Origin of the sequence: Methanolobus sp. WCC5 (assembly GCF_045690325.1) — an archaeon.
Classification (GTDB): Archaea; Halobacteriota; Methanosarcinia; order Methanosarcinales; family Methanosarcinaceae; genus Methanolobus.
This window is the reverse complement of the sequence record NZ_CP146981.1, coordinates 1,920,572-1,940,340: the sequence shown is the minus strand read 5'-3', so window position 1 is coordinate 1,940,340 and position 19,769 is coordinate 1,920,572. Positions and strand designations below refer to the sequence as shown.

Sequence of the window (19,769 nt, the reverse complement as noted above, 5' to 3'; positions counted from 1 at the left end):
CTCTTCAGTCTTTGCTCTTCCTTTCCTTTATCTTCAACAGACTGTGGTTCATTGTTTGCTCAGGACATATGGTCACGCAACGCCTGCAGCTTGTACCCAGGCAGTGCTGGCTGTCAATGTTGGCAAATCTCTTTCCCTCTCTTTCAACGATTATCACCGCATCTTCAGGACATTCTTTTTCACATTTGTGGCAGAGTATACACTTTACTACCGGGGCCTCAAGTATGATCCCTATATCCTTGACTATATCAAGACCCATGTAACCTACGTCATCTATGTCCCTGTACACTCTTTTTTCGATATCCGCTTTTTGCAGGTCCCCCGGGAATCCGGGGATACCATACATTCCCAGCATCTGGTTGTACATATCCTCAGGCATCCCATTCTGCCAGGTCGCCAGTTCGCAGACGTATATGTCCTTGAAGGTTTCACTGGTAGCCATCATAAGGTGGTCTGCCTGTATCTTCTTTGCAATGGCTATAACGTCATTGAGCTTTGATCTGTCCATAGCTATCTTCTTTGCAAGACCTAAGGAAGTATTGCCAAACTGCACGATATTCGGGACAAAACCGGGAACAGAACCTATATGCCTTGCTTTGTTGGCATCAACATAGGTGCCTGTGGCCCCGGACATATATGCATAGGTAAGATCCTCATATTTCATTCCTGATTCTACCATCAGGGTCATATGCGCCGCCCTGATCGCCCCTATGGCTTTCCCCACTTCTTCCACATCCTTATTGGTTATAACTATACTGTTTCCAAGTATCAGCTCCCCGTTGGGAAGTTCAGGGAGTTTGGTGATGAGCCCCTCCTTGAGTGCAAGTGCTATTGTTGATATCACTCCGGTACCGGTTATACCCTTTGGTATCACCATGCAGCTTTCAATACACTCCCCTGTGATAGGATTAACAAGGGGTCCCTTTACAGGTTTCATGGTATCGTCAAGTACAGTGAGTCTCCACCATTCTCCTTCGCCGTTCACATCACTGATAGCTCCCGGACCTGCAAGCATCCCGCATGCTATACCCTGCCCTTCGATAGCAGGGCCTGCGGCTGCACTTGCAGTTATTATCCTGTCACCTATCTTCAGTGCCATCTCTGCATTGGTACCGTAGTCGGTTACAAGGCATGGCTCTGTCTGGTGAATGAAATCGGTTTCAAGCATCATTGCAAGGGCATCTGCACCTATCTCGTGTTTGATGGCAGGAGGAACGATTATCTCACAGTTATCCATTTCAAAGATGTCTTTGAAGAGTTCGTTTGCAGGGAAGGTTCTGGCATCCCTTTTGACGTCCTTCACCCCGAGAGCTTTCTGTTTGTTCTCTCCTGCATATGCAAGGTCCCTTATTTCGATATTCTGGAACAATGAGAGTTGTATGGGATTCCCGCAGACTGCGATACGCTTTATTTCCCCCGGCTCCACATCGAATTTCTTGAGTATTTCCTTAACTGTTTCAATGATCAGTTTGTGAGCAACATCGGCTCCTGTAGTTATGGCAAAATCCAGATGGTCCATCACGTTGCCGCCCGGGAGCGGGTGACCCATGGTTATCACAGTCTTCACAGTCTCTTTTTTCTCAAGGTCGATCAGCTGGGACCTGAAACCACTCGTTCCAAGGTCAAGGGAAATCACATACATGTTCTCAACACTCCGTTAATTTGTATTCATTTTATTCTTATTTCAGTATCTTAATCCCGTATCACTGAATACAGCATTGAAGCAACCCCTATCACAAGGGGTTCCATCACAAGGTCCACACGATACTTCTTTCCGATCTCAGGGGGCAGCCCACATGGTATTCCAGGTGTCGAGACAAGACATCTTTCTTCGATCATGCCCTCTGATATTGTGTCTGCATTGGGTGTGGCCTCAAATACCATGGAGAACTTCTTCCTGTCGTCGCTGCAGTAAGGCTTTATGCCAAGTTCATCAACGGCCTTTTGAAGGAATTCCCTGTTAGGGTCACAGGCATATACGTTAAAGCCTTTTTCAACAAGGTGGCATGCTCCTGCATAACCCACTCTGCCAAGCCCGATAACAAGTATATCCTTTGAACTTGCTTCCATGAACCTGGAAGCGATGTCCGCATATATCACACCTGTAGCCACATGATTGCTGACTATCTTCTCGTTGCGCAGGTCATGTGCAACAAAAACATGGTCATCAGCCATCATAATGATATCCGCACCCTGGGATACGGCTTCATAATAGCCGGTAACGTCAGGATGTTCTGTAACAAAACCATCAAAACCGAAGTATTCAACGATGAAAAGCAATGAAGATGTGAAATTACTGATGATCCCGTTGCCTGCGGTGATGGGTATGATGCCAACTTTCTCTGAACCGGGTTTTGTCCCGTAGAGTGCTTCACATATTCCCCTTACATCAAGTCCAGTCACTTTTTTGAGGATCTTGTCATTCTCTTCAAGCTGTGCTGAAAGATTTTCCAGATCCTCGGGTGTCAATAGCGCCATATTATTCCCCCTCCGGATTCATTTGGAAATGTCCGGTGATCAGTTCCATTCCTTTATGTCTCATTTTTTCAGCCTCCGGTAGGTCATCTCCCACGCTTATGAGGGTGAAAACACTGTTTTTCCCTTTCCCGCGGGATTCAAATATCTCAAGTCCTTCCCCTATATGGAACTGTACGTATTCATCACCCTGGGAAAGCACATGCTCGCCAACAGGTTCCAGTTGCCCGTTGTTCACAAGGAGATGCTCATAGATGCAATAGTTCTCCACGACAGTGTTTTCAATTTCGGTCACACCTTCTGAAAATGCCTGCATGAGCAATTCCACAAGGTTAATACCTGTCGAATGGTACACAACAGTAGGGGTCTGGCTTGGGAACCTTGCATCTATCTCAAGTACTTTCAGGCCCATGGGACTGTCTATCGCTTCAACATCCATTATTCCGCGAAGACTGAGATTCTTTGCAAGTTCATAGCATATTTTCCTGAATTCAGCATACTTTTCCATTGGAGTGACCATATGGCAATCGTAAGTAGCGTCAATATGTATCAGTGTCTCTTTTACAACTGCAAAATTCCTGCCATCCCCGATCACCTCAAGGGAGACAACATCACCTTTCACATATTCCTCTATGAGCATTGAAGGATCAAGTCCCTCCAGTTCCCTGTCTTCATATATTATCGAAGTTCCGATACTGCTGCTCTCACAGGGCGGTTTCACAAAATAAGGGGGTTTTTCGGGTTTGTCTGCAGGAGCAGGGATTCCAAGGGACCTGAAATAATCCTTTGAGCGTTTCTTATCCATGCTTACGTAGTAGGCGTCAAAATCAAAAAGTACGGGACATGCAAGCTCTTTTTTGATGCTTCTGAGGAATTCGATGGTCCTGAGGTTCTCATTCACAGGGATGATGGCATCCACCTCTTCGCATATCCTTCTGAGCTTTTCAGGTTCGCGTATTATATCAAAGCAGTGAAAACTGTCAACCATGCTGCGTATCAGGGGTTGTTCCCGGCGATCAACGAGTACTACATTTATGCCTGCCTTATGCGCCAGGTAAGTGACCTCAAAACCCTGTAATTTCCCGCCGATGATGCATATTGTACTCATGCATGCACCACCGGTGTTTCAAATAGTCCAGTAGATGCATTTTCTATAAACCTGTAAAACTCATCCTGGCTTGCAGGTTCCATACCCATGGTCAGCAGCCGCTTAACAACGCTTTTCGGGTCCCTGTCCCTCTCCTCAAGATCCCGGTCGTAATTGACCACTCCTTCCAGTGAAGAATCCGAGGGTATTATGGATGTGACCACATTGGCACCTGCATTAAGGCGATGTACCATACCATCGATTCCTTCAAGGTCAAGAGAAGCCGGAATGAGTTTAGCGGGGAACAAAAGTCTCAACACTGATATTATTTTCAGTTCACTGAGACTTGATTCCTGGCTGACTTCCTCAAGAGGGGTTCCCTCCTGCGGGACAAAGGTCATGACACGGACCATATCAGTTTGGCCTTGCTGCATTCCCCTGAGGGATCTTATAGTGGATTCGATGTCATTCCCCACACCTGTGAGTATACCGTCTTCCACACAGTAGCCGATCTTTTTGGCGAATTCCCTTGCATGTACCCTTCCTTCAAATGACTGGCCAACCCTCAGTTTCCCGTAGAGCTCACGATCATGGGTCTCCTGATACAGTGCCAGGAAATCCGCTCCGCTTTCGTGGAGCATGCTCAGGGTCCTGTCGTCCATAACACCGGGGGAGATCATAATTGGGAGCCCGAGCTCTTTCTTAACTGTTCTCACCACATCAACGAACCTCTCAGGCTCGTTATGGAAGTAAGGGTCTTCTCCCATTGTCAGGTCTACCATGTGGATGTTCTCGTTCTTCAGGACCCTGCAGATATTACGGATCTCTTTGGTATCCAGGCGGTAGCGCTGTATATCATTGCACCTGTTATAGTAACAGAAGGCACAGTTGTTCTTACAGTAGGTGGAGAAGTAGACGAAACTGTAGAGGAAAACCCTGTTCCCGAAGAAATGATCCCTCACTTTTCTTGCCACATAATGCAGTTTCCCGATCCCCTCGTCATCTTCCATGGAGAGCAGTTCCCTGAGATCATCGTCTGTGAGCTTAAGACCACTCACTATATCCCGTGCAAACCTGTCAAGCTCGTGGTCATTCATATCATTTATCATTTTAATAACCTCACAGGTTTATGCTTACGCCGTTGTAGTAGGATTCTGACCGGGCTGCACGTTTGATGTTCTTGAAGTCATGTTTTGCCTTAAGCAGTCTCTCAAGACCAAAACCTGCTCCTATCCAGGGTTTGTCTATTCCCCAGTCCATATCCATTGGTATAGGCCCCACAACTGCGGAGGAGAGTTCCATGCTTTTGTGCATGACATCGATGGTGTCACCATAGACCATGCAGTTGTCTGAGACTATCTCATATTCGATCCCAAGGAATTCCAGGAATTCCCCTATTATGAATTCCAGTTCATCCCGTGTGCATCTTGATCCCATCTGGCAGAAATTCAGCATGGTGAACTCTTCGAGGTGGCTGTTACCATCCGATTCTTTACGGTAGCACGGACCTATCTCAAATATCCTGACAGGATCAGGCAGAACATTGTCGAATTTGCGCAGGTGGTTGTACAGGCCCGGGGCAAGCATGGGACGCAGGCACATGTTATCGCCAACCCTGAATATCTGCTCGGATAGTTTCTTGTCCTCACCGACACCCATCCTTTCCATGTATTCGAAAGGTATGAGTATGGGTGATTTCACCTCAAGGAAACCCATATCAACAAAGAACTCGGTTATGTTCCTCTCAAGTTTGCCGAGCAGGTTCTCGCGGCTGTTCTCATACATCTGGCGGATATCATTTTTCCTTTCAGTGGCAAGTATGGATTCCAGTTCGCCAAAGGAACGTTTTTCCTTTGAGAATGATATCATCTCCCCTGGCCCCAGAAGTGAGAGTATCCTGGTCTTTTGTAAGGGTGTGAATTCATTTTTCCTGGACTTTGTCTGGGGCTGGAAGGTCTTTGCAGGGATTTTGGACGGGCCAGTGGTCTTTTTTGATTTTAGTTTTGTTTCCTGACCGTTTGGACGGTTGCCTGCATGCGCTATTTGCGGCTTTGTTATTCCGGTCAGATCAGAAGAAGGATTTGTTTCTGTTTCCGGAGCCTTTGTAATCTGTGCTATTACCTCAGACGCCGGTTTTTCGGGCTGCAGTCTGAAAGAGCGGATGATCTTGATCTCAGTTTCATCCTTTCTGGAGATCTTCTTTGAGAACTCATTGATCCTGTCCTCAGGCAGGCGGCATCTTTTGCAGGGTTTGTTGAACTTATGGTTCCTTAAAGACCTTGCAGACCGGCTCGATCTTGAATTGCGTACGGTGATAACTTCTCCGCAATCCATTTCTATCCTGATGTACTTCTGGGATGTCTCACATTTTTTAATCCCGTGCAGGTATCCGTTGCGTGACACCCACAGGCCGTTTTTGCTAATAAGTGTATCAAGTGGCTTTTTTTCCATGCTAACAGCTCCTGGATAATTACCTTTTTTCCAATCAATTCCTAAAATCCCAGGTACGCAAGTATCCAGCTGTGGTTCTTTTTATTGATCGACATTTCTTTTCTTCCTTTGCGCTTATCGTATTTGCCTTATCTTTGGGATGATGCCTGTTTTTATTATCTTTGCTATCTTTGAGCATAGATTTTATCTTCTGATCATCCTCTAATATAGAATCTTGTTCACCGGCATATATATATATCGCTCATATTTATGGTATTTAACTTTTATTAAAAATCAGAGAAATATGTAATATATATAGTTGACGACGGTGCTAAGGAAGTGACGGGGCGCAAAATTTTGCGCCCCCTATGTGGATATAGCTCCGGTGTAAATGTGCAGATAGCAGTTTCCGGTTTCTCTGCCTATGGTATCTCTAACACTGGAACCAATCAGAAATAGATATGGATAATATATAGTATATTTCCGTATCACTTGTCATGTGATATGTGAATTGTAAAAGGGTGTGCTTTTTAGTAACACCTGCATACACCAGGACAAAAACGAAATGTCATGTTTCCTTTTTGTCTTCTTTTTGAAGCAACTGGTAATTGTATAATGCTATCTCTATGGTCGTACGGAGATCATTTTCTTCAAAAGGTTTTAATATATATCCATACGGATTTGTCAGTTTGGCCCTCTGGAGGGTCTCATCATCAGCATAGGCTGTAAGGTAGATAATGGGGACATCCATCTTCTCCCGGATCCGTCTTGCTGCCTCTATGCCATCCATATTTCCTTTCAGCATGATATCCATAAGTATGATGTCCGGTGAAAATGCTTCAGCCTTGTTTATAGCTTCCTCACCTGTTGAAGCTACACTGGGTACCACATAACCAAGTTTTTTTAATCTGCTTTTAATTTCCAGGGCTACTATGTTCTCGTCTTCAACTACTAAGACTTTTGTCTTTTCCATTTATCACACCTTCAATCAGAATTCTCTACTTTGAACAAAATACTGAAAACAGTACCATGTTCTCTTTCTATTTCAATTATTCCATCTATCTGTTCCACAAGGATCATTACAAGTTTCAGTCCCAGAGAATCGTTGCTCTCGATATCAATGTCTTCAGGCAGTCCGATACCGTTATCTTTTATCTGAAGCAGGATATTCTCATCTTTGCGCCGGATAATAACTTCTATCTTTCCATGCATCTCCTGCGGGAAAGCATATTTAAGGGCATTTGAGACAAGCTCGTTAATTATCATCCCAAGAGGAAGCACCGTATCTATCGAGAGAAGAATGTATTCTGTACTGGCATTGATCTTAACGTGCTCTTTTTGGATTGGATAGGCATCCACAATGTTCTGAAGTAGTTTCTGGCTGTACTCCTGGATGTCAATTTCCCTGGAACTTCCTGTCTTGTAAAGTTTTTCATGGACAAGAGCCATTGATTTGACACGGTTCCTGCTGTCCAGGAAAGCTCCCACTACTTTTTGATTGTTGAATCTTTCAGATTCCAGGAATAGAAGGCTTGATATGATCTGCAGGTTGTTCTTTATTCTGTGATGCAGTTCCTTCTCACGAACCTGATCTGCCTCCCTGAGCGCCTTTTCTGCCATGATGCGCTCGTTTGTAGTCTGAAGTAATGTTTTGCGTGTCTCTTCTATTCCTTCAGTGAGCACTTTAAAGTCTCCTTCCCCGTTAACAAACACTTCACGGGAAAAGTTATTTTCCTGAATGGATTTCAGCACTGCATTGGAATCGTCAATGACATCATCAAGATGTTGTGCCAGGTCATCCAGAGAATCTCCCATCTGTTTGAATTCTCCTTTAAGGGCCAACCGGCTCCTTGCAGAAAGCTTACCTTCTGACAGGGCTTTACTCATGCGGATAGTTTCACGTATCGGAACGATGAAAGCATCAAGTATCTTGTTCAACCCCCGGGGTATATCCCGGAAATCAACATCAACATCAAGATTAGCTCTTGAATCCAGATTACCGTTCACAGCATCCTCAGCTATTTCCCCGAAATCTGAAATTATCTTCCTGATAGAATCTGTGATAGACACTGCAATGAAATAAGAGAGCATTAACATGAAAAATATAGATAGTGAGGATATCATTGTCAGTTCCGTGGCAAGGACCCTTGAACCTGCGAATATCTCCTCTTTTGGGATCACAAGCAGAAAAGAATAGTTCCCTGTGCTTATTGGTTCATAGAAAACCACTACATCCTTATCTGTAGCAGGGTCCTTGGTCTCGAAAGTGCCGCCCTTACCTTTTTTGATATTGTCTGCAGCATCTGATATTACAGGATCATCAAAATCGTACAGGGTTTTTTTACTTGCCCAATCCCGGTATATTGGATGCGTCACCAGCATCCCGTCATTATCTGTTATAAAGGCATATCCGCTATCGAAGGCTTTTATGCTGCCCACACTCTCATCCAGGTACTCCAGAGATACATCCACACCTGAAATACCTATGAATTCCCCTTCATGTATTATTGGGGAAACATAACTGACCAGATATATACCCTGGTAAAAGTAAGGACTTGTAACTGTATCCTGAAGTCTTCTTTTTGTGAGCTGGTAATAGTCTCCGGAATTGTAATCTACCAGTGGCTCCAGATCTATTTCCCCGTTGATGGTATTCCAGTAGGGAACGAATCTTCCCGTTTCATCGTGTCCGTAGGTTCCGGCGTACTCTGCATCCTTACCATCAAATTCATCAGGCTCAAATCCGACATAGATACCCACTATGTTCGGATTATAGTATAGCAGGTTGTTTAGCATCCGGTTGACCTCTTCTCTGTCCCTGGACTTATATTCTTCAAGGGAATGGGCAAAGGTCCTTGCTATTGCCATGTTCTTCTGCATCTCTCCGTCAAGCTGGTGTGATGATGCTTTAGCCAGTTCCACACCCTGAAGATATGCAAGTCTTTCAGCCTGATAATTCACCGTCGTGATGGTCACTAAAGTTGAAAGACTGAGTATAATGAGGACTCCACCGACAATATATAAAATCAGTTTTATCTTAAGAGGCACATCTTTCCATCTTTTCAATGGCATGGTCCTGGTCCCCCTTTAGAGAAGATGCTGTATTTTCCGGATTTTATCATGGATTTCCCCTTTTATCGCAGCTCAGTGGACCTTATTGATGCTCTGTCCTTGTAGTAGCTGAAAAGCTCTCTGCCCCACTTCAGGGCAGTTTCGTTGTTGCTCAGTATATCCTGATGGTCATACCTGTCGTTCTTATTGAAGAAGCTTATAAGAAGCGTGTTGTCTGTAACAGTGAATGCAGGGGGGGACATACTTTCCTGCAAACAATATATCTCTGTGTTGTTGAATTTGCTCATTTCACAGAATGTCTCGGGAAAATTTTCCTGAAGTGTCTCACATACACCTTCTGTCAATATAAGGGATACTTTCCCTCCTTTTTTAGCAACCGCATTATAAAGGTAAAGTTGTTCCGGATAGAAAAAAGAAAATACTGACATTATATTCTCAGTTTTGGATGTAGAGTTAATGAATTTCTGTGGAAGCTGGAACATATGCCCCAGGTCCTGCTCGAATAATTCACAATCACCAAGTTCACCCAGTCTTCTGGCAAAGGTCCTGGGTATATTTGAGAGGTTGCGGCTTGTCCAGTAGGCAGTATTGTTCTCGAACAGGTTTGCCAGATAATAGGCAGGTTTGGCATTTATAGTTATAATCCTGCCAAGCTGGGATAGGACAAAAGTATCATTTTCCTGTGTTACCAGTCTTTCTTCCTTAAGTTCCTTCAAAGGAAGGTGCAGGGCCCGCAGGTCCAGTTCAAGCTCTTCTTTTATTTCTTCAGCTGTTTTTGGTCCCAGGGTCAGAAGCATTAATATTTTAATTCTTTTCTGCGACAACCATACTATATCTACCAGTGGAAAGGATGACATTACGTTCCCTCTTGTTCAAAGATCAATTATCTGCCAGCAATTTAATAGCCATGGATCTTTTACCATAATATTCAATGAGCTCTTTACCCCAGGAGACTGCACTCTGGTCAAAACTGAGGATATCTCTGTGTTCATACCTGCCGTCCTTGTTAAAAAGACTGAAATACAGGAACTTCTCGGTAACACATATTATTGGTATATTGATATTGTCCTTTATAAGATAGATATTTGATTTTGCAGATGAGAGCAGTTTATCGGTAATCTCGGAAAAATCCTTTTCCATTCTCTGGAATGCCTCAGGCAGGATGAACAACGAATATTCATCTGAGTTCTCTATTATCTGCGTGCAAAGTGAAGGGTATGTCGGATGGATATATGATTTTAGCATTGTGACCTTTTTGCATTTGACAATGTTTTCCCTGAATTCTTTCGGATAATTGTATATGTTATGCAGGTCAGGTTCGATCAAATAATAATGGCCAAGTTCACCTATCCTTTCAAGCAAATGGCCGGGGATCCCTTTAAGGTCACGGGTATCCCAGAAATCCCTGTTCTCGTCTATCACCATTATAGTATCAAGGAAAAGCCTCATGTTGTCAACCAATAGTTCTCCTATCGCAGATAATTCAAATCTTTCTTTCTCTCCAGCAACCAGGAAATCTTTTTTTAACTTTTTTATCTGGGGCATTATCTCGCGTGTGGAAAGGTTAAGGGACTTTTTGATATGCTCTATATCCTGAGAACCTTCTGCCAGGAGGAATAAAATTTTGATTCTTTTCTCAGAAAACCATAATGTTCCGGTAAGTTCTTGCTGCATATGCTCCCCTATTAATTGTAATTTCCATTCCTTATTAAGCTATTTCGCTCATCTTCCTGATTTTTCATTTTCGGCAAACCAGTAATTCTGTCTGAACAACATACCTGTATACATTTCACAAGCAATTATCCAGATCACAGACTTACAGATAAATCATATTCCATATGTTAGGTAGTATCCCCTTTGATCATCAACAATCTTTCCTGCAATATCAAAAGGATCAACCAACAGCAAGATCCCTTTACATATCTCACAACCGGTGAAAAGTAACCACGGGTCATTCTATATTGAAAAAAGTACAACGGTTGTCTGGGGGTGTTCGTTTTTAGAATGCTTCCTCATAGGTTGTATCTTATTATTGCCATTATTCAGTTCATTTATCGGTAAGATGGGATACAGGAAGGAAATAGGAGAAAGAGGTAGTTAAATGTCAAATAAAGAAATTTTAGACAAACTAAAAAATGCTCTGGTCAACCAGGACATAAATGGTACTGTTGAAAAGACAAAAGAGGCTCTTGCAGCGGGTATTTCAGCAAACGACATTATAAATGATTCCCTTGCACTGGGAATGAGGGTCATCGGTGATAAGTTCGAAGCTGCAGAGATCTATCTCCCTCAGATCATGATGTCTGCAAAGGCTATGAACAATGCCATGGAGATCCTTAGGCCGGAAATGGAAAAAGAGCAGATTGGAGAAGGAAGTGGTATAGCCATCACTTTTGTGCAGGAAGGCGACATCCATGATATCGGTCACCGTCTTGTTTCGACAATGCTGGGTGCTAATGGCTTCCAGATAGTTGATCTTGGTGTAGATGTGCCAAATGAGAAGATCATGGACGAGGTCAAAAAGGTCAAAGGAAAGAAAGTATTGCTTGCAGGCTCGGCTTTGATGACCACTTCAATGATGAGCCAGAAGGACACGATCGTAGCTCTCAAAGAAGAAGGGCTAAGGGATGATGTAAAAGTGATGTTTGGCGGAGCACCTGTATCACAGGCATGGGTCGATGAGATCGGTGCAGATGCAACAGCAGAGAATGCTGCTGAGGCGGCCAAAGTGGCACTTGATCTTATGAGGAAATAAAGTGGGGTGAGAAGAAATGACATACAGTAGATCTTTAGATGTTTATGAGTTCTATGAACGTGCCAAGACTGGCGCGAAGATTACCCAGGATGATTGGGATTTGATGGTAATTCCTTCAAAGACTGCAGAGCTCAAGCAGAAATATGGTCTGGACTTTAAGGGAGAGTTCATTCCAACTGACATGGATATGGCAGAAAAGCTCTTCAAGGCAGGTTTTGAAATGCTCCTTGAAGCCGGTGTATTCTGTACAGACACCAGCAGAGTTGTGAAGTACACAGAGGACGAGATATGGGATTCCCTTAATAATGTTCAGAGGGAGTTCACACTTGGAAGTGGCAGGGATAAATCCTTTATCAGAAAGAGGAAAGTAGGGGACAAGAAAAAGCCACATGTTCAGGGTGGTCCCACAGGTGCTCCTGTATCAGAGGATGTATTTGTCCCTCTTCACTTAAGCTATGCACTTGAGAAGGAAGTTCAGACAATTGTTAATGGTGTGATGGCTTCGGTCCGTGGTCATGGACCTGTACCTGGTAGTCCTTATGAAGTGCTTGCAGCCAAGACAGAAGGCCGCCTGATAAAACAGGCATGTGCACTTGCAGGGCGCCCCGGAATGGGCATATAGGGACCAGAGACTTCCCTGTCCGCTCAGGGAAATATATCTGCTGACTGTGTCGGTGGCATGGTTAGCAGTGACAGCCACGAGGTTTCCCAGCTCAATGAGCTTAAGATAGACCTTGATGCTATCAGCGTGGTCGCACATTACCAGGCTAACAGTGACATCATCATGGATGAGCAGATGCCGATCTTTGGTGGCTATGCCGGAGGCATAGAAGAGACTGCTATAGTTAATGCAGCAACTCACATCAATGCATTTGTAATGAACAACGCAACCTGGCACCTTGACGGTCCGATCCACATTCGCTGGGGATCCACAAACACCCGTGAGACCCTCATGATCGCGGGCTGGACATGCGCAGCCATGACAGAACACACGGATATGCTTACAGGTAACCAGTACTATCCATGTGCAGGTCCGTGTACTGAGATGTGCCTGCTGGAAGCCGCCGCACAGTCCATAACTGACACTGCATCCGGTCGTGAGATACTTTCAGGTGTCGCATCTGCAAAAGGTGTTGCACTGGACAAGACCACAGGTATGGAAGCCAGGATGATGGGAGAAGCTGCAAGGGCAACAGCCGGAGTTGAGATCGAAGAGGTCAACAAGATCCTTGATTCCCTTGTCAAGATGTACGAGGGCAACTATGCAAAAGCTCCTTCCGGAAAGACCTTCCAGGAATGCTACGATGTGAAGACCGTTACTCCTACTGCTGAATATCTGAAAGTGTATGACGGTGCACGCAAGAAACTTGAAGATCTGGGTCTGGTATTCTGAATGGATTGATCAAAGAACAAGATAGGCCGGCAATCTGATTGCCGGCCTAATATAAAGGAAAGGAGGTACTATGATGAAAAATTTCTCCAAAATCGCTTTGAAGTTTTTCATAGTTATATTATTATTGAATATAATAGCTCCACCAGTGGCAGTTGCCCAGAGCCTTGAAGATATTTACAGCACTCCTACCGGGGAAGAGGGTCTTACTGCTGATACGTCTCATCTTGGAGATGAGCTGCATAAGTGGAACAAGAACATGGATGTCTGGTTCATGTTGATGCTGGTCGCATTCCTGATGCTTTTCATCAAGAAATTCGAATGGGGAGTGTGTCTTGCCGTGCTGCTTGTTACGGCTGGAAGTTTTATCACCTATATGGCAATACAGCAGTTCGTGTTCGGTCAGTTTGTCTGGACGCAGGACTGGACTATAATGGGTGTTTTTTGTGCTATTACGGTTGTGATAGCCATCGGGATCTTCCTGGGGACTGTCAAGATGTGGCAATATTTCCTGGCAGGTGTCCTCTTTGCACCAGCATGGATAGCAGTTGAATGGTGGATGTTCAGCTATCTGGAAGGTGTGGTCGATCCCGGAGGATCAATGCTTGTCCACATGGTAGCAGCTTACTGGGGCTGGGGAGTCATATTAACTCTCAGGGAAAAGAGAGCTTTTGATGTACCGGTCTTTACGACCACGCACAGTGTGTCCTTTGTCTGGCTTGCATCCATGTTGTTGTGGGTACTGTGGCCCTCTTTCGTGACCGCATTACTACCTGCAGACCAGGTGACATGGGCGATGTTCACATGTTATATGGCAGGTCTGGGTTCGATAATCACTACCTATATATTCTGTATGATATGGCAAAAGAAGGTCGATCCGCTGGTGTTCACGTACGCTATGCTTGCAGGCCTTGTGGCTATCGGATCACCGCTGACTTCTGTTGATCCGTGGACAGCTCTTGGAATCGGACTTGTTGCAGGTGCAATATCAGCTACATGTTTCATCAAACTGCATCCCTGGCTTTGTGAAAAGATGGGAGTGCTCGATGTCATGGCAGTAAACAACCTGCATGGTATACCCGGTATCTTCGGAGCCATATGCGGAGGTATATTTGCCGGGGCACTGATGACCAACTTTGTAAGCCTGGTAGGTGTATTTGTTATCTCACTTGTGACCGGAGGAATAACAGGTTTGATCATCAGGGCCACAAGAGGAGAGATGGAAATAGGTAGTATGATGAGTGACGGTGCTGACTTTGTAGGATGGAAGCCGGAACCTGTTGCAACAGAGGATGGAAAAGTAGTTGTTCAGGATGCCTGAATCACTATTTTTCATTTTTTATTTTTAGATTGCATGGATCTCATGATCTATAAATGACTATAATGATGAAACAGAGGACAATATGGTTGAATATACTCCAAAAGAAAGGTTAGCACGTGTATTGACAGGTCAGTCAGTTGACAGGATGCCTGCTGTGTCATTCACACAGACTGCAACAGTGGATCAGATGGAAGCATGTGGTGCTTTCTGGCCTGAGGCTAACGATGATGCAGAAAAGATGGCAAAACTTGCCCAGGCGGGTCACACCGTTGTAGGATTTGAAGCGGTCCGTGTACCTTTTGATATTACCGCAGAAGCTGAGTTCTTCGGCTGTGAGATAAAGGCAGGTACAAAAGAGCAGCAGCCATCTGTTGTGGGTCATGTTGTGAAGTCAGTGGAAGATATCGAGAAGCTCAAAGGCTATAACCTCGATCACGGCAGGATCGGTGTTGTTTGCGATGCTATAAAGGTACTTGCTGATAGATACGGTACCGAACTCCCGGTAATAGGGAGTATGATAGGCCCGTTCTCACTGGCCCAGCACCTCAATGGTGACGAATGGTTCATGGCTATCTTCACTGATGAGGCCTTCAGCCTTGCACTCATGGAATTCACAACCGAGTTCAATGTTGCTTATGCAAGGAAGATGGTAGAGAATGGTGCTGATACCATGGTGATCATAGATCCTACTGCCAGTGCCCAGCTCATTGGTGCTCAGTTCTATGAGAAGTTCGTTGTTCCGTATCACAGGAAAATAGTTGATGCAATGCATAAGCTCGATGTTGCTACGGTTTTGCATATATGTGGCGATACCACACAGGGTTTGTCCCTCATGGAGGCATGTGGTGTCGATGCTATCAGTGTTGACCAGAGTGTCAATGTATCAGATGCCATGGACAAGGTCACAGAGGCAATAATAGTAGGCAATCTTGATCCTGTGAATGTGCTCTGGAACAAGACGCCTGAAGTTGTGAAGCAGAAATCAAAGGAATTGCTTGATATGGGTGTGACGGTGCTGGCTCCGGGGTGTGGTATTGTCAGTAAGACACCAACTGCGAACCTGCAGGCAATGGTTGAAATGGCTAAATCACACAGTTATCAATAAAAGCTAAAGCAACTCAAAGAATAAACTTCAAAGAATACAAAAAAAGGCTTGGATCATATACTAAAAATAATCTGACGTATCAAGGCCTGAGGCAGGGCAAGTGCCTCAGCCTTATCTTTTTATCGTGTTCAGATACATATGATCAACAAACGGATGGTGAAAATCCTTTGCAGATCATTTCTTCAGTGATCCACTGCCTTCCTTTCAGGGAATAGCCCGTTACTTTGGTGTTCACAGTTTCCTCAGAGGGCATGCTGTCTTTAAATCCACGCTGGCTGAGGGAATATTCCATGGAGGTGATCTTCTTTACAGTTGAAGGTGTTAATTCAACTTTCCTGTCCTTAAGAGAGTATTTAGTTACCAATTTATTCACTTCCTTTCATGTTTTGTCTGCAGCCACACTGGCACACAGAATCTCTTTACCGTTTTCATATTATATATACTTATCGCAAAACGCAGCACTTCTATAATATCGGTTGATTTACATGATTATATTTTATAGTTGAAGACAATTTTTATATACTTCAATGAAGAGCCACCATAGATCCCGCTCCACTGGTATCCGCCTTCGAGCATAACTTTGTATGGAAGCTCAAATATTAATACTTTTTGGTGACCCTCGGCTGTAATCTATATTTTTTTACAGGTAATCTGGCGGAAGGTAGTGTTTTTTTGCTATGGGCTTGCCACCTATGTGTTCTATGGGTAGTAACATATATATACAAGATTTATCCTCCTGCCCCGGATGTGAAGGATATTTGGGATCGACGCTATTAATTGCATTCCCTGGTTACCATTTATCTAAGCAACTTCATCCACGCAAACAATTCTTGTATATATATTTTGTGCCCATTTCCATCCGTAAAATAATTTTCCGGACAAGGCTCTCATTGAACGGAAAACTAAAAAAATCATATCAGGATAAGTTCAGGCATAAATTCTCATCCGCATTGTTAAGATTACCTACTTATGAGATCACATTAATATCTGCTTGTATGTGAAAGTAGTATCAAAAGGATGATATAATGACCAAGGAAGAAACACTCAAGGAACTGTCAGATGCTGTAGTCTCATGCAAAAGGGACCTTGTCGAGGAGGCTGTAGAAAAAGCAATTGCTCAATGCATCCTGCCTGAAGAGATAATAGAGAAAGGTCTTGCAGCCGGAATGAATGAGGCAGGGAATATGTTTGAGAATGGGCAACTGTTCCTTCCACATCTTATACTTGCAACCGATTGTATGGAAGCGGGCATACGCATGCTTGAGGCTGAGATGGGAAGAGAAGGGCTTCCCAGATCTGGTATTATAGTCAGTGGTACGGTCAGAGGTGATGTCCACGACATTGGTAAGATAATAGTATCAAGTATGTTCAGAATATCTGGTTTTGAGGTGCATGATCTTGGCAGGGATGTACCGCTTGAGGATTTCATTGATGCTGTCAAAAGAACAGGTGCGGATATGCTTTGTCTGTCTGCACTTACAACAACCTCGCTGTCACGCCAAAAAGAAGTAATTGAAATGCTCAAAGAGGAAGGGCTCAGGGACAGGATCATTGTCATGATAGGTGGTGCACCCGCAACTCAGGAATGGGCTGACACAATTGGCGCGGATTGTTATGCAAAGAATGCTATTGAAGCGGTTTCAAAGGCAAAGCATTTCCTTGGTCAAAAATGATATACGGCGGGAATGCAGGCTTTAAAGACCATTCTATGATATGTATTTTATTTTTCACATCATCTGTTTTTTTCTATTTTAGACTTGTTTAAAAGATTACAACGCCGTTGTAATAGTTCAATTATACACAAACATTTCTCAGGTATTAACTAATTCATATGCAGTAAACACATTTTGTTGAGTTTATGATATATAGTGTACTCTTCATGCTTATTCTAACTGATTGTCTCCTGAAACCTGATGTATGTTTTGTGCCGGGAGAACGAAAGGTGCGAGGTAGTAGTAATGAGCAAGGAAGAAATGTTCAAACAACTTTCTGATGCCGTCATTTCCTGCAAGAAGGATGCTGTGACAGCAGCTGTGGAAAAGGCAAGAAGTGAAGGTATTCCTCCTGCAGAGATCATAGAGAAAGGTCTTGCAGCCGGAATGAATGAAGTGGGAATCCTTTTTGAAAGGGGTAAATTATTCCTGCCACACGTTATGATGGCAGCAGGTGCAATGGAAGCCGGTGTGAAGCTCCTTGAGGCTGACCTTCCAAAAGATGCGGTCAGTAAGAAGCTGGGGGTTATCGTAAACGGTACGGTTGAGGGAGATGTCCATGATATTGGTAAGTCTATTGTCTCAACCATGCTCCAGTCAGCAGGTTTTGAGGTCCATGATATCGGCAGGGACGTGCCACTGCAGGATTTCATTGACAAGGCAAAGGAAACAAATGCTAACATGATAGGCATGTCCGCACTCATGACAACCACATTGCCGGGTCAGAGAGAGGTCATCGAGATGCTCAAGGAACAGGGCATGCGTGACAAGGTAAAGATAATGGTGGGTGGTGCTCCTGCAACTCAGAACTGGGCTGACAAGATAGGTGCTGACTGCTATGCAGAGAATGCAAGTGAAGCTGTTGCAAGGGCCAAGGATCTTTTGCTTTAAGTGAGATGATGACATGACTACAGAATATAAATTAAGAATGGGAGATGGAAAGCGCATCTTCATGACACGGGAACAGATAGTCGCTGACCTGAAAGAAGGTATGGCAGATGCTGTTGACCTTGGCGATATCCCTGAGCTCAGTGAAGATGAGATCGATAAGCTTGTGGACATTCTCACAATGCCTTCAAGGATGGTAGGTGTTGAGCTTGGCAAGGAAGTCCCTGTGACACATGATATCGGAACCATCAGGATAGATGGTGACCAGGGTAACAGTGGTGTAGGTATTCCCTCCAGCAGGCTTGTAGGTTCAATGATGCATGAGCGTGCTTTTGGCGCTGACACAATGGAGCTTGGTCACATAGATTACAGTTACAAACCTGCAAAACCTGTGATCGCCCAGGAAATGCAGACAATGGAAGTCTGTCAGCAGAACATGATCGTTCCGCTGCTTTATGGTGCAATGCCGAATATGGGCCTTTATTACACTCCTGACGGGCCGTTTGAAAATCCGGGTGACCTTATGAAGGCATTTAAGATAGACGAGGCCCGGGAGTCAATGGAACATGCCGCAAAACACCTGACAAGGGATACTGTCTGGATAATGCAGAGAATGATGTCTTCTGGTGCAGATGGTGTAAATTTTGATACTGTGGGCGCCGCAGGTGATGGCGATATGTATGCTTCACTGCATGCAGTAGAAGCTCTGAGAAAAATGTATCCTGAGATGTATATTGAAGTAGGTATGGCAGGCGAGCTCCTGCTGGGTCTGCATGGTGAGATGGAATATGACGGAACCGTGCTTGCAGGACTGTGGCCGCATCAGCAGGCTCCACTGGCAGCCAAGGCAGGTGCCAACATCTTCGGACCGGTGGTCAATACCAATACCAGTAAGAGCTCCCCATGGAACCTTGGAAGGGCGGTCACCTTTGTTAAAGCAGCTGTTAAGGCTTCAACGATTCCCTGCCATGTGAACATGGGTATGGGTGTGGGTGGTATCCCGATGTTCGAAACCCCGACAATTGATTCAGTTTCACGTGCCAGCAAGGCGATGGTCGAAATTGCCGGCGTGGATGGTATATAGATAGGGGTCGGCGACCCGATGGGTATGCCGATCTCCCACATAATGACCTCCGGAATGAGCGGAATAAGAGCTGCCGGTGACCTTGTTGCAAGGATGGAGTTTGCAAAGGGCATGAGGATTGGAGAAGCAAAGGATTACGTTGCAAAGAAACTGGATGTAAGCACAGATGACCTCAGTGACGAATATGTGATGAGGGAACTGAGAGAGGAACTTGGTATAGGGGTCATCACTTCAGTTGCAGGTGCTCCGAAAGGAATTGCAGCAAAGATGAACATCGAAAAACTCCTGGACATCAGGATCAACTGCTGTGAGAAATTCAGGGATCAGGTGAAGTAACCGGATCTATCTCCTTCCGGTAATCCGGCCAAACGTCTGATCCGGAAGTGACATTTCACCTGCAGGTTCCAAATGGGATTTTGCAGGTATTTATTATTATTGAAAGAGAGGTGA

The 19,769-nt window shown here is 44.4% G+C and carries 15 protein-coding genes and 2 pseudogenes; 7 read left to right on the top strand and 10 right to left on the bottom strand.

Features of this window, described 5'->3' with window-relative positions:
* Positions 1-4 precede the first annotated feature (4 nt).
* The 9 genes from V7O64_RS09455 to V7O64_RS09415 form a co-directional block, all read right to left on the bottom strand.
* Complete coding sequence (locus V7O64_RS09455; protein WP_407355166.1) at positions 5-1,642, bottom strand: methylamine methyltransferase corrinoid protein reductive activase; 1,638 nt, start codon at positions 1,640-1,642, stop codon at positions 5-7.
* Positions 1,643-1,692: 50 nt separating this feature from the next.
* Positions 1,693-2,478: a 3-methylornithyl-N6-L-lysine dehydrogenase PylD gene (gene pylD, locus V7O64_RS09450; RefSeq protein WP_407355165.1), complete on the bottom strand. Its 786-nt coding sequence runs from the start codon at positions 2,476-2,478 to the stop codon at positions 1,693-1,695.
* Position 2,479: 1 nt separating this feature from the next.
* The gene (gene pylC / locus V7O64_RS09445) at positions 2,480-3,583 is read right to left on the bottom strand and encodes a 3-methylornithine--L-lysine ligase PylC (RefSeq protein ID WP_407355164.1); all 1,104 of its coding nucleotides are present in this window, start codon (positions 3,581-3,583) and stop codon (positions 2,480-2,482) included.
* Entirely contained in the window at positions 3,580-4,671 is a 1,092-nt protein-coding gene (gene pylB, locus V7O64_RS09440) for a methylornithine synthase PylB (RefSeq protein WP_407355163.1), read from the bottom strand. The genes pylC and pylB overlap by 4 nt, the downstream gene beginning before the upstream one ends.
* A gap of 10 nt (positions 4,672-4,681) precedes the next feature.
* A complete protein-coding gene (pylS, locus tag V7O64_RS09435) occupies positions 4,682-6,013 on the bottom strand; it encodes a pyrrolysine--tRNA(Pyl) ligase (RefSeq protein WP_407355162.1) in 1,332 nt (443 codons plus the stop codon).
* A gap of 547 nt (positions 6,014-6,560) precedes the next feature.
* On the bottom strand, positions 6,561-6,965 hold the full coding sequence (locus V7O64_RS09430; RefSeq protein WP_407355161.1) for a response regulator: 405 nt from the start codon (positions 6,963-6,965) through the stop codon (positions 6,561-6,563).
* Positions 6,966-6,976: 11 nt separating this feature from the next.
* A complete protein-coding gene (locus V7O64_RS09425) occupies positions 6,977-9,064 on the bottom strand; it encodes a histidine kinase dimerization/phosphoacceptor domain -containing protein (RefSeq protein WP_407355160.1) in 2,088 nt (695 codons plus the stop codon).
* 62 nt (positions 9,065-9,126) lie between these two features.
* Entirely contained in the window at positions 9,127-9,921 is a 795-nt protein-coding gene (locus V7O64_RS09420) for a helix-turn-helix transcriptional regulator (RefSeq protein WP_407355159.1), read from the bottom strand.
* A gap of 22 nt (positions 9,922-9,943) precedes the next feature.
* The gene (locus V7O64_RS09415) at positions 9,944-10,738 is read right to left on the bottom strand and encodes a helix-turn-helix transcriptional regulator (protein ID WP_407355158.1); all 795 of its coding nucleotides are present in this window, start codon (positions 10,736-10,738) and stop codon (positions 9,944-9,946) included.
* A gap of 427 nt (positions 10,739-11,165) precedes the next feature.
* Here V7O64_RS09415 and V7O64_RS09410 point away from each other — a divergent pair, with 427 nt between their 5' ends.
* The 4 genes and pseudogenes from V7O64_RS09410 (at position 11,166) to mtbA (ending at position 15,635) form a co-directional block, all read left to right on the top strand.
* Positions 11,166-11,819, top strand: a complete 654-nt coding sequence (locus V7O64_RS09410; RefSeq protein ID WP_407355157.1) for a methyltransferase cognate corrinoid protein — start codon at positions 11,166-11,168, stop codon at positions 11,817-11,819.
* Between the two features lie 16 nt (positions 11,820-11,835).
* Positions 11,836-13,212: pseudogene (locus V7O64_RS09405) on the top strand (monomethylamine:corrinoid methyltransferase).
* A 70-nt stretch (positions 13,213-13,282) separates the two neighbouring features.
* Positions 13,283-14,530 (top strand): ammonium transporter, encoded by a 1,248-nt coding sequence (locus V7O64_RS09400; RefSeq protein ID WP_407355156.1) that lies wholly within the window; start codon positions 13,283-13,285, stop codon positions 14,528-14,530.
* Positions 14,531-14,612: 82 nt separating this feature from the next.
* Positions 14,613-15,635 (top strand): methylcobamide:CoM methyltransferase MtbA, encoded by a 1,023-nt coding sequence (mtbA, locus tag V7O64_RS09395; RefSeq protein WP_407355155.1) that lies wholly within the window; start codon positions 14,613-14,615, stop codon positions 15,633-15,635.
* Between the two features lie 142 nt (positions 15,636-15,777).
* Here the strand turns inward: mtbA and V7O64_RS09390 are convergent, their stop codons facing one another.
* On the bottom strand, positions 15,778-15,999 hold the full coding sequence (locus tag V7O64_RS09390) for a hypothetical protein (protein ID WP_407355154.1): 222 nt from the start codon (positions 15,997-15,999) through the stop codon (positions 15,778-15,780).
* Between the two features lie 661 nt (positions 16,000-16,660).
* On the opposite strand from V7O64_RS09390, the gene V7O64_RS09385 reads away from it, so the two are divergent.
* The 3 genes and pseudogenes from V7O64_RS09385 (at position 16,661) to mtbB (ending at position 19,655) form a co-directional block, all read left to right on the top strand.
* On the top strand, positions 16,661-17,308 hold the full coding sequence (locus tag V7O64_RS09385) for a methyltransferase cognate corrinoid protein (RefSeq protein ID WP_407355153.1): 648 nt from the start codon (positions 16,661-16,663) through the stop codon (positions 17,306-17,308).
* Between the two features lie 285 nt (positions 17,309-17,593).
* Positions 17,594-18,238, top strand: a complete 645-nt coding sequence (mtbC, locus tag V7O64_RS09380; protein ID WP_407357314.1) for a dimethylamine corrinoid protein MtbC — start codon at positions 17,594-17,596, stop codon at positions 18,236-18,238.
* A 13-nt stretch (positions 18,239-18,251) separates the two neighbouring features.
* A pseudogene (gene mtbB, locus V7O64_RS09375) lies at positions 18,252-19,655 on the top strand ([dimethylamine--corrinoid protein] Co-methyltransferase).
* Positions 19,656-19,769 lie beyond the last annotated feature (114 nt).

Excerpts from the sequence above, each read along its gene's own strand:
- V7O64_RS09415 (WP_407355158.1), bottom strand. The coding sequence starts at position 10,738 with ATGCAGCAAGAACTTACCGGAACATTATGGTTTTCTGAGAAAAGAATC.
- V7O64_RS09420 (WP_407355159.1), bottom strand. The coding sequence starts at position 9,921 with ATGTCATCCTTTCCACTGGTAGATATAGTATGGTTGTCGCAGAAAAGA.
- V7O64_RS09430 (WP_407355161.1), bottom strand. The coding sequence starts at position 6,965 with ATGGAAAAGACAAAAGTCTTAGTAGTTGAAGACGAGAACATAGTAGCC.
- V7O64_RS09425 (WP_407355160.1), bottom strand. The coding sequence starts at position 9,064 with ATGCCATTGAAAAGATGGAAAGATGTGCCTCTTAAGATAAAACTGATT.
- pylB (WP_407355163.1), bottom strand. The coding sequence starts at position 4,671 with ATGATAAATGATATGAATGACCACGAGCTTGACAGGTTTGCACGGGAT.
- V7O64_RS09410 (WP_407355157.1), top strand. The coding sequence starts at position 11,166 with ATGTCAAATAAAGAAATTTTAGACAAACTAAAAAATGCTCTGGTCAAC.
- pylC (WP_407355164.1), bottom strand. The coding sequence starts at position 3,583 with ATGAGTACAATATGCATCATCGGCGGGAAATTACAGGGTTTTGAGGTC.
- pylD (WP_407355165.1), bottom strand. The coding sequence starts at position 2,478 with ATGGCGCTATTGACACCCGAGGATCTGGAAAATCTTTCAGCACAGCTT.
- V7O64_RS09385 (WP_407355153.1), top strand. The coding sequence starts at position 16,661 with ATGACCAAGGAAGAAACACTCAAGGAACTGTCAGATGCTGTAGTCTCA.
- V7O64_RS09400 (WP_407355156.1), top strand. The coding sequence starts at position 13,283 with ATGATGAAAAATTTCTCCAAAATCGCTTTGAAGTTTTTCATAGTTATA.
- pylS (WP_407355162.1), bottom strand. The coding sequence starts at position 6,013 with ATGGAAAAAAAGCCACTTGATACACTTATTAGCAAAAACGGCCTGTGG.
- V7O64_RS09455 (WP_407355166.1), bottom strand. The coding sequence starts at position 1,642 with ATGTATGTGATTTCCCTTGACCTTGGAACGAGTGGTTTCAGGTCCCAG.
- mtbA (WP_407355155.1), top strand. The coding sequence starts at position 14,613 with ATGGTTGAATATACTCCAAAAGAAAGGTTAGCACGTGTATTGACAGGT.
- mtbC (WP_407357314.1), top strand. The coding sequence starts at position 17,594 with ATGAGCAAGGAAGAAATGTTCAAACAACTTTCTGATGCCGTCATTTCC.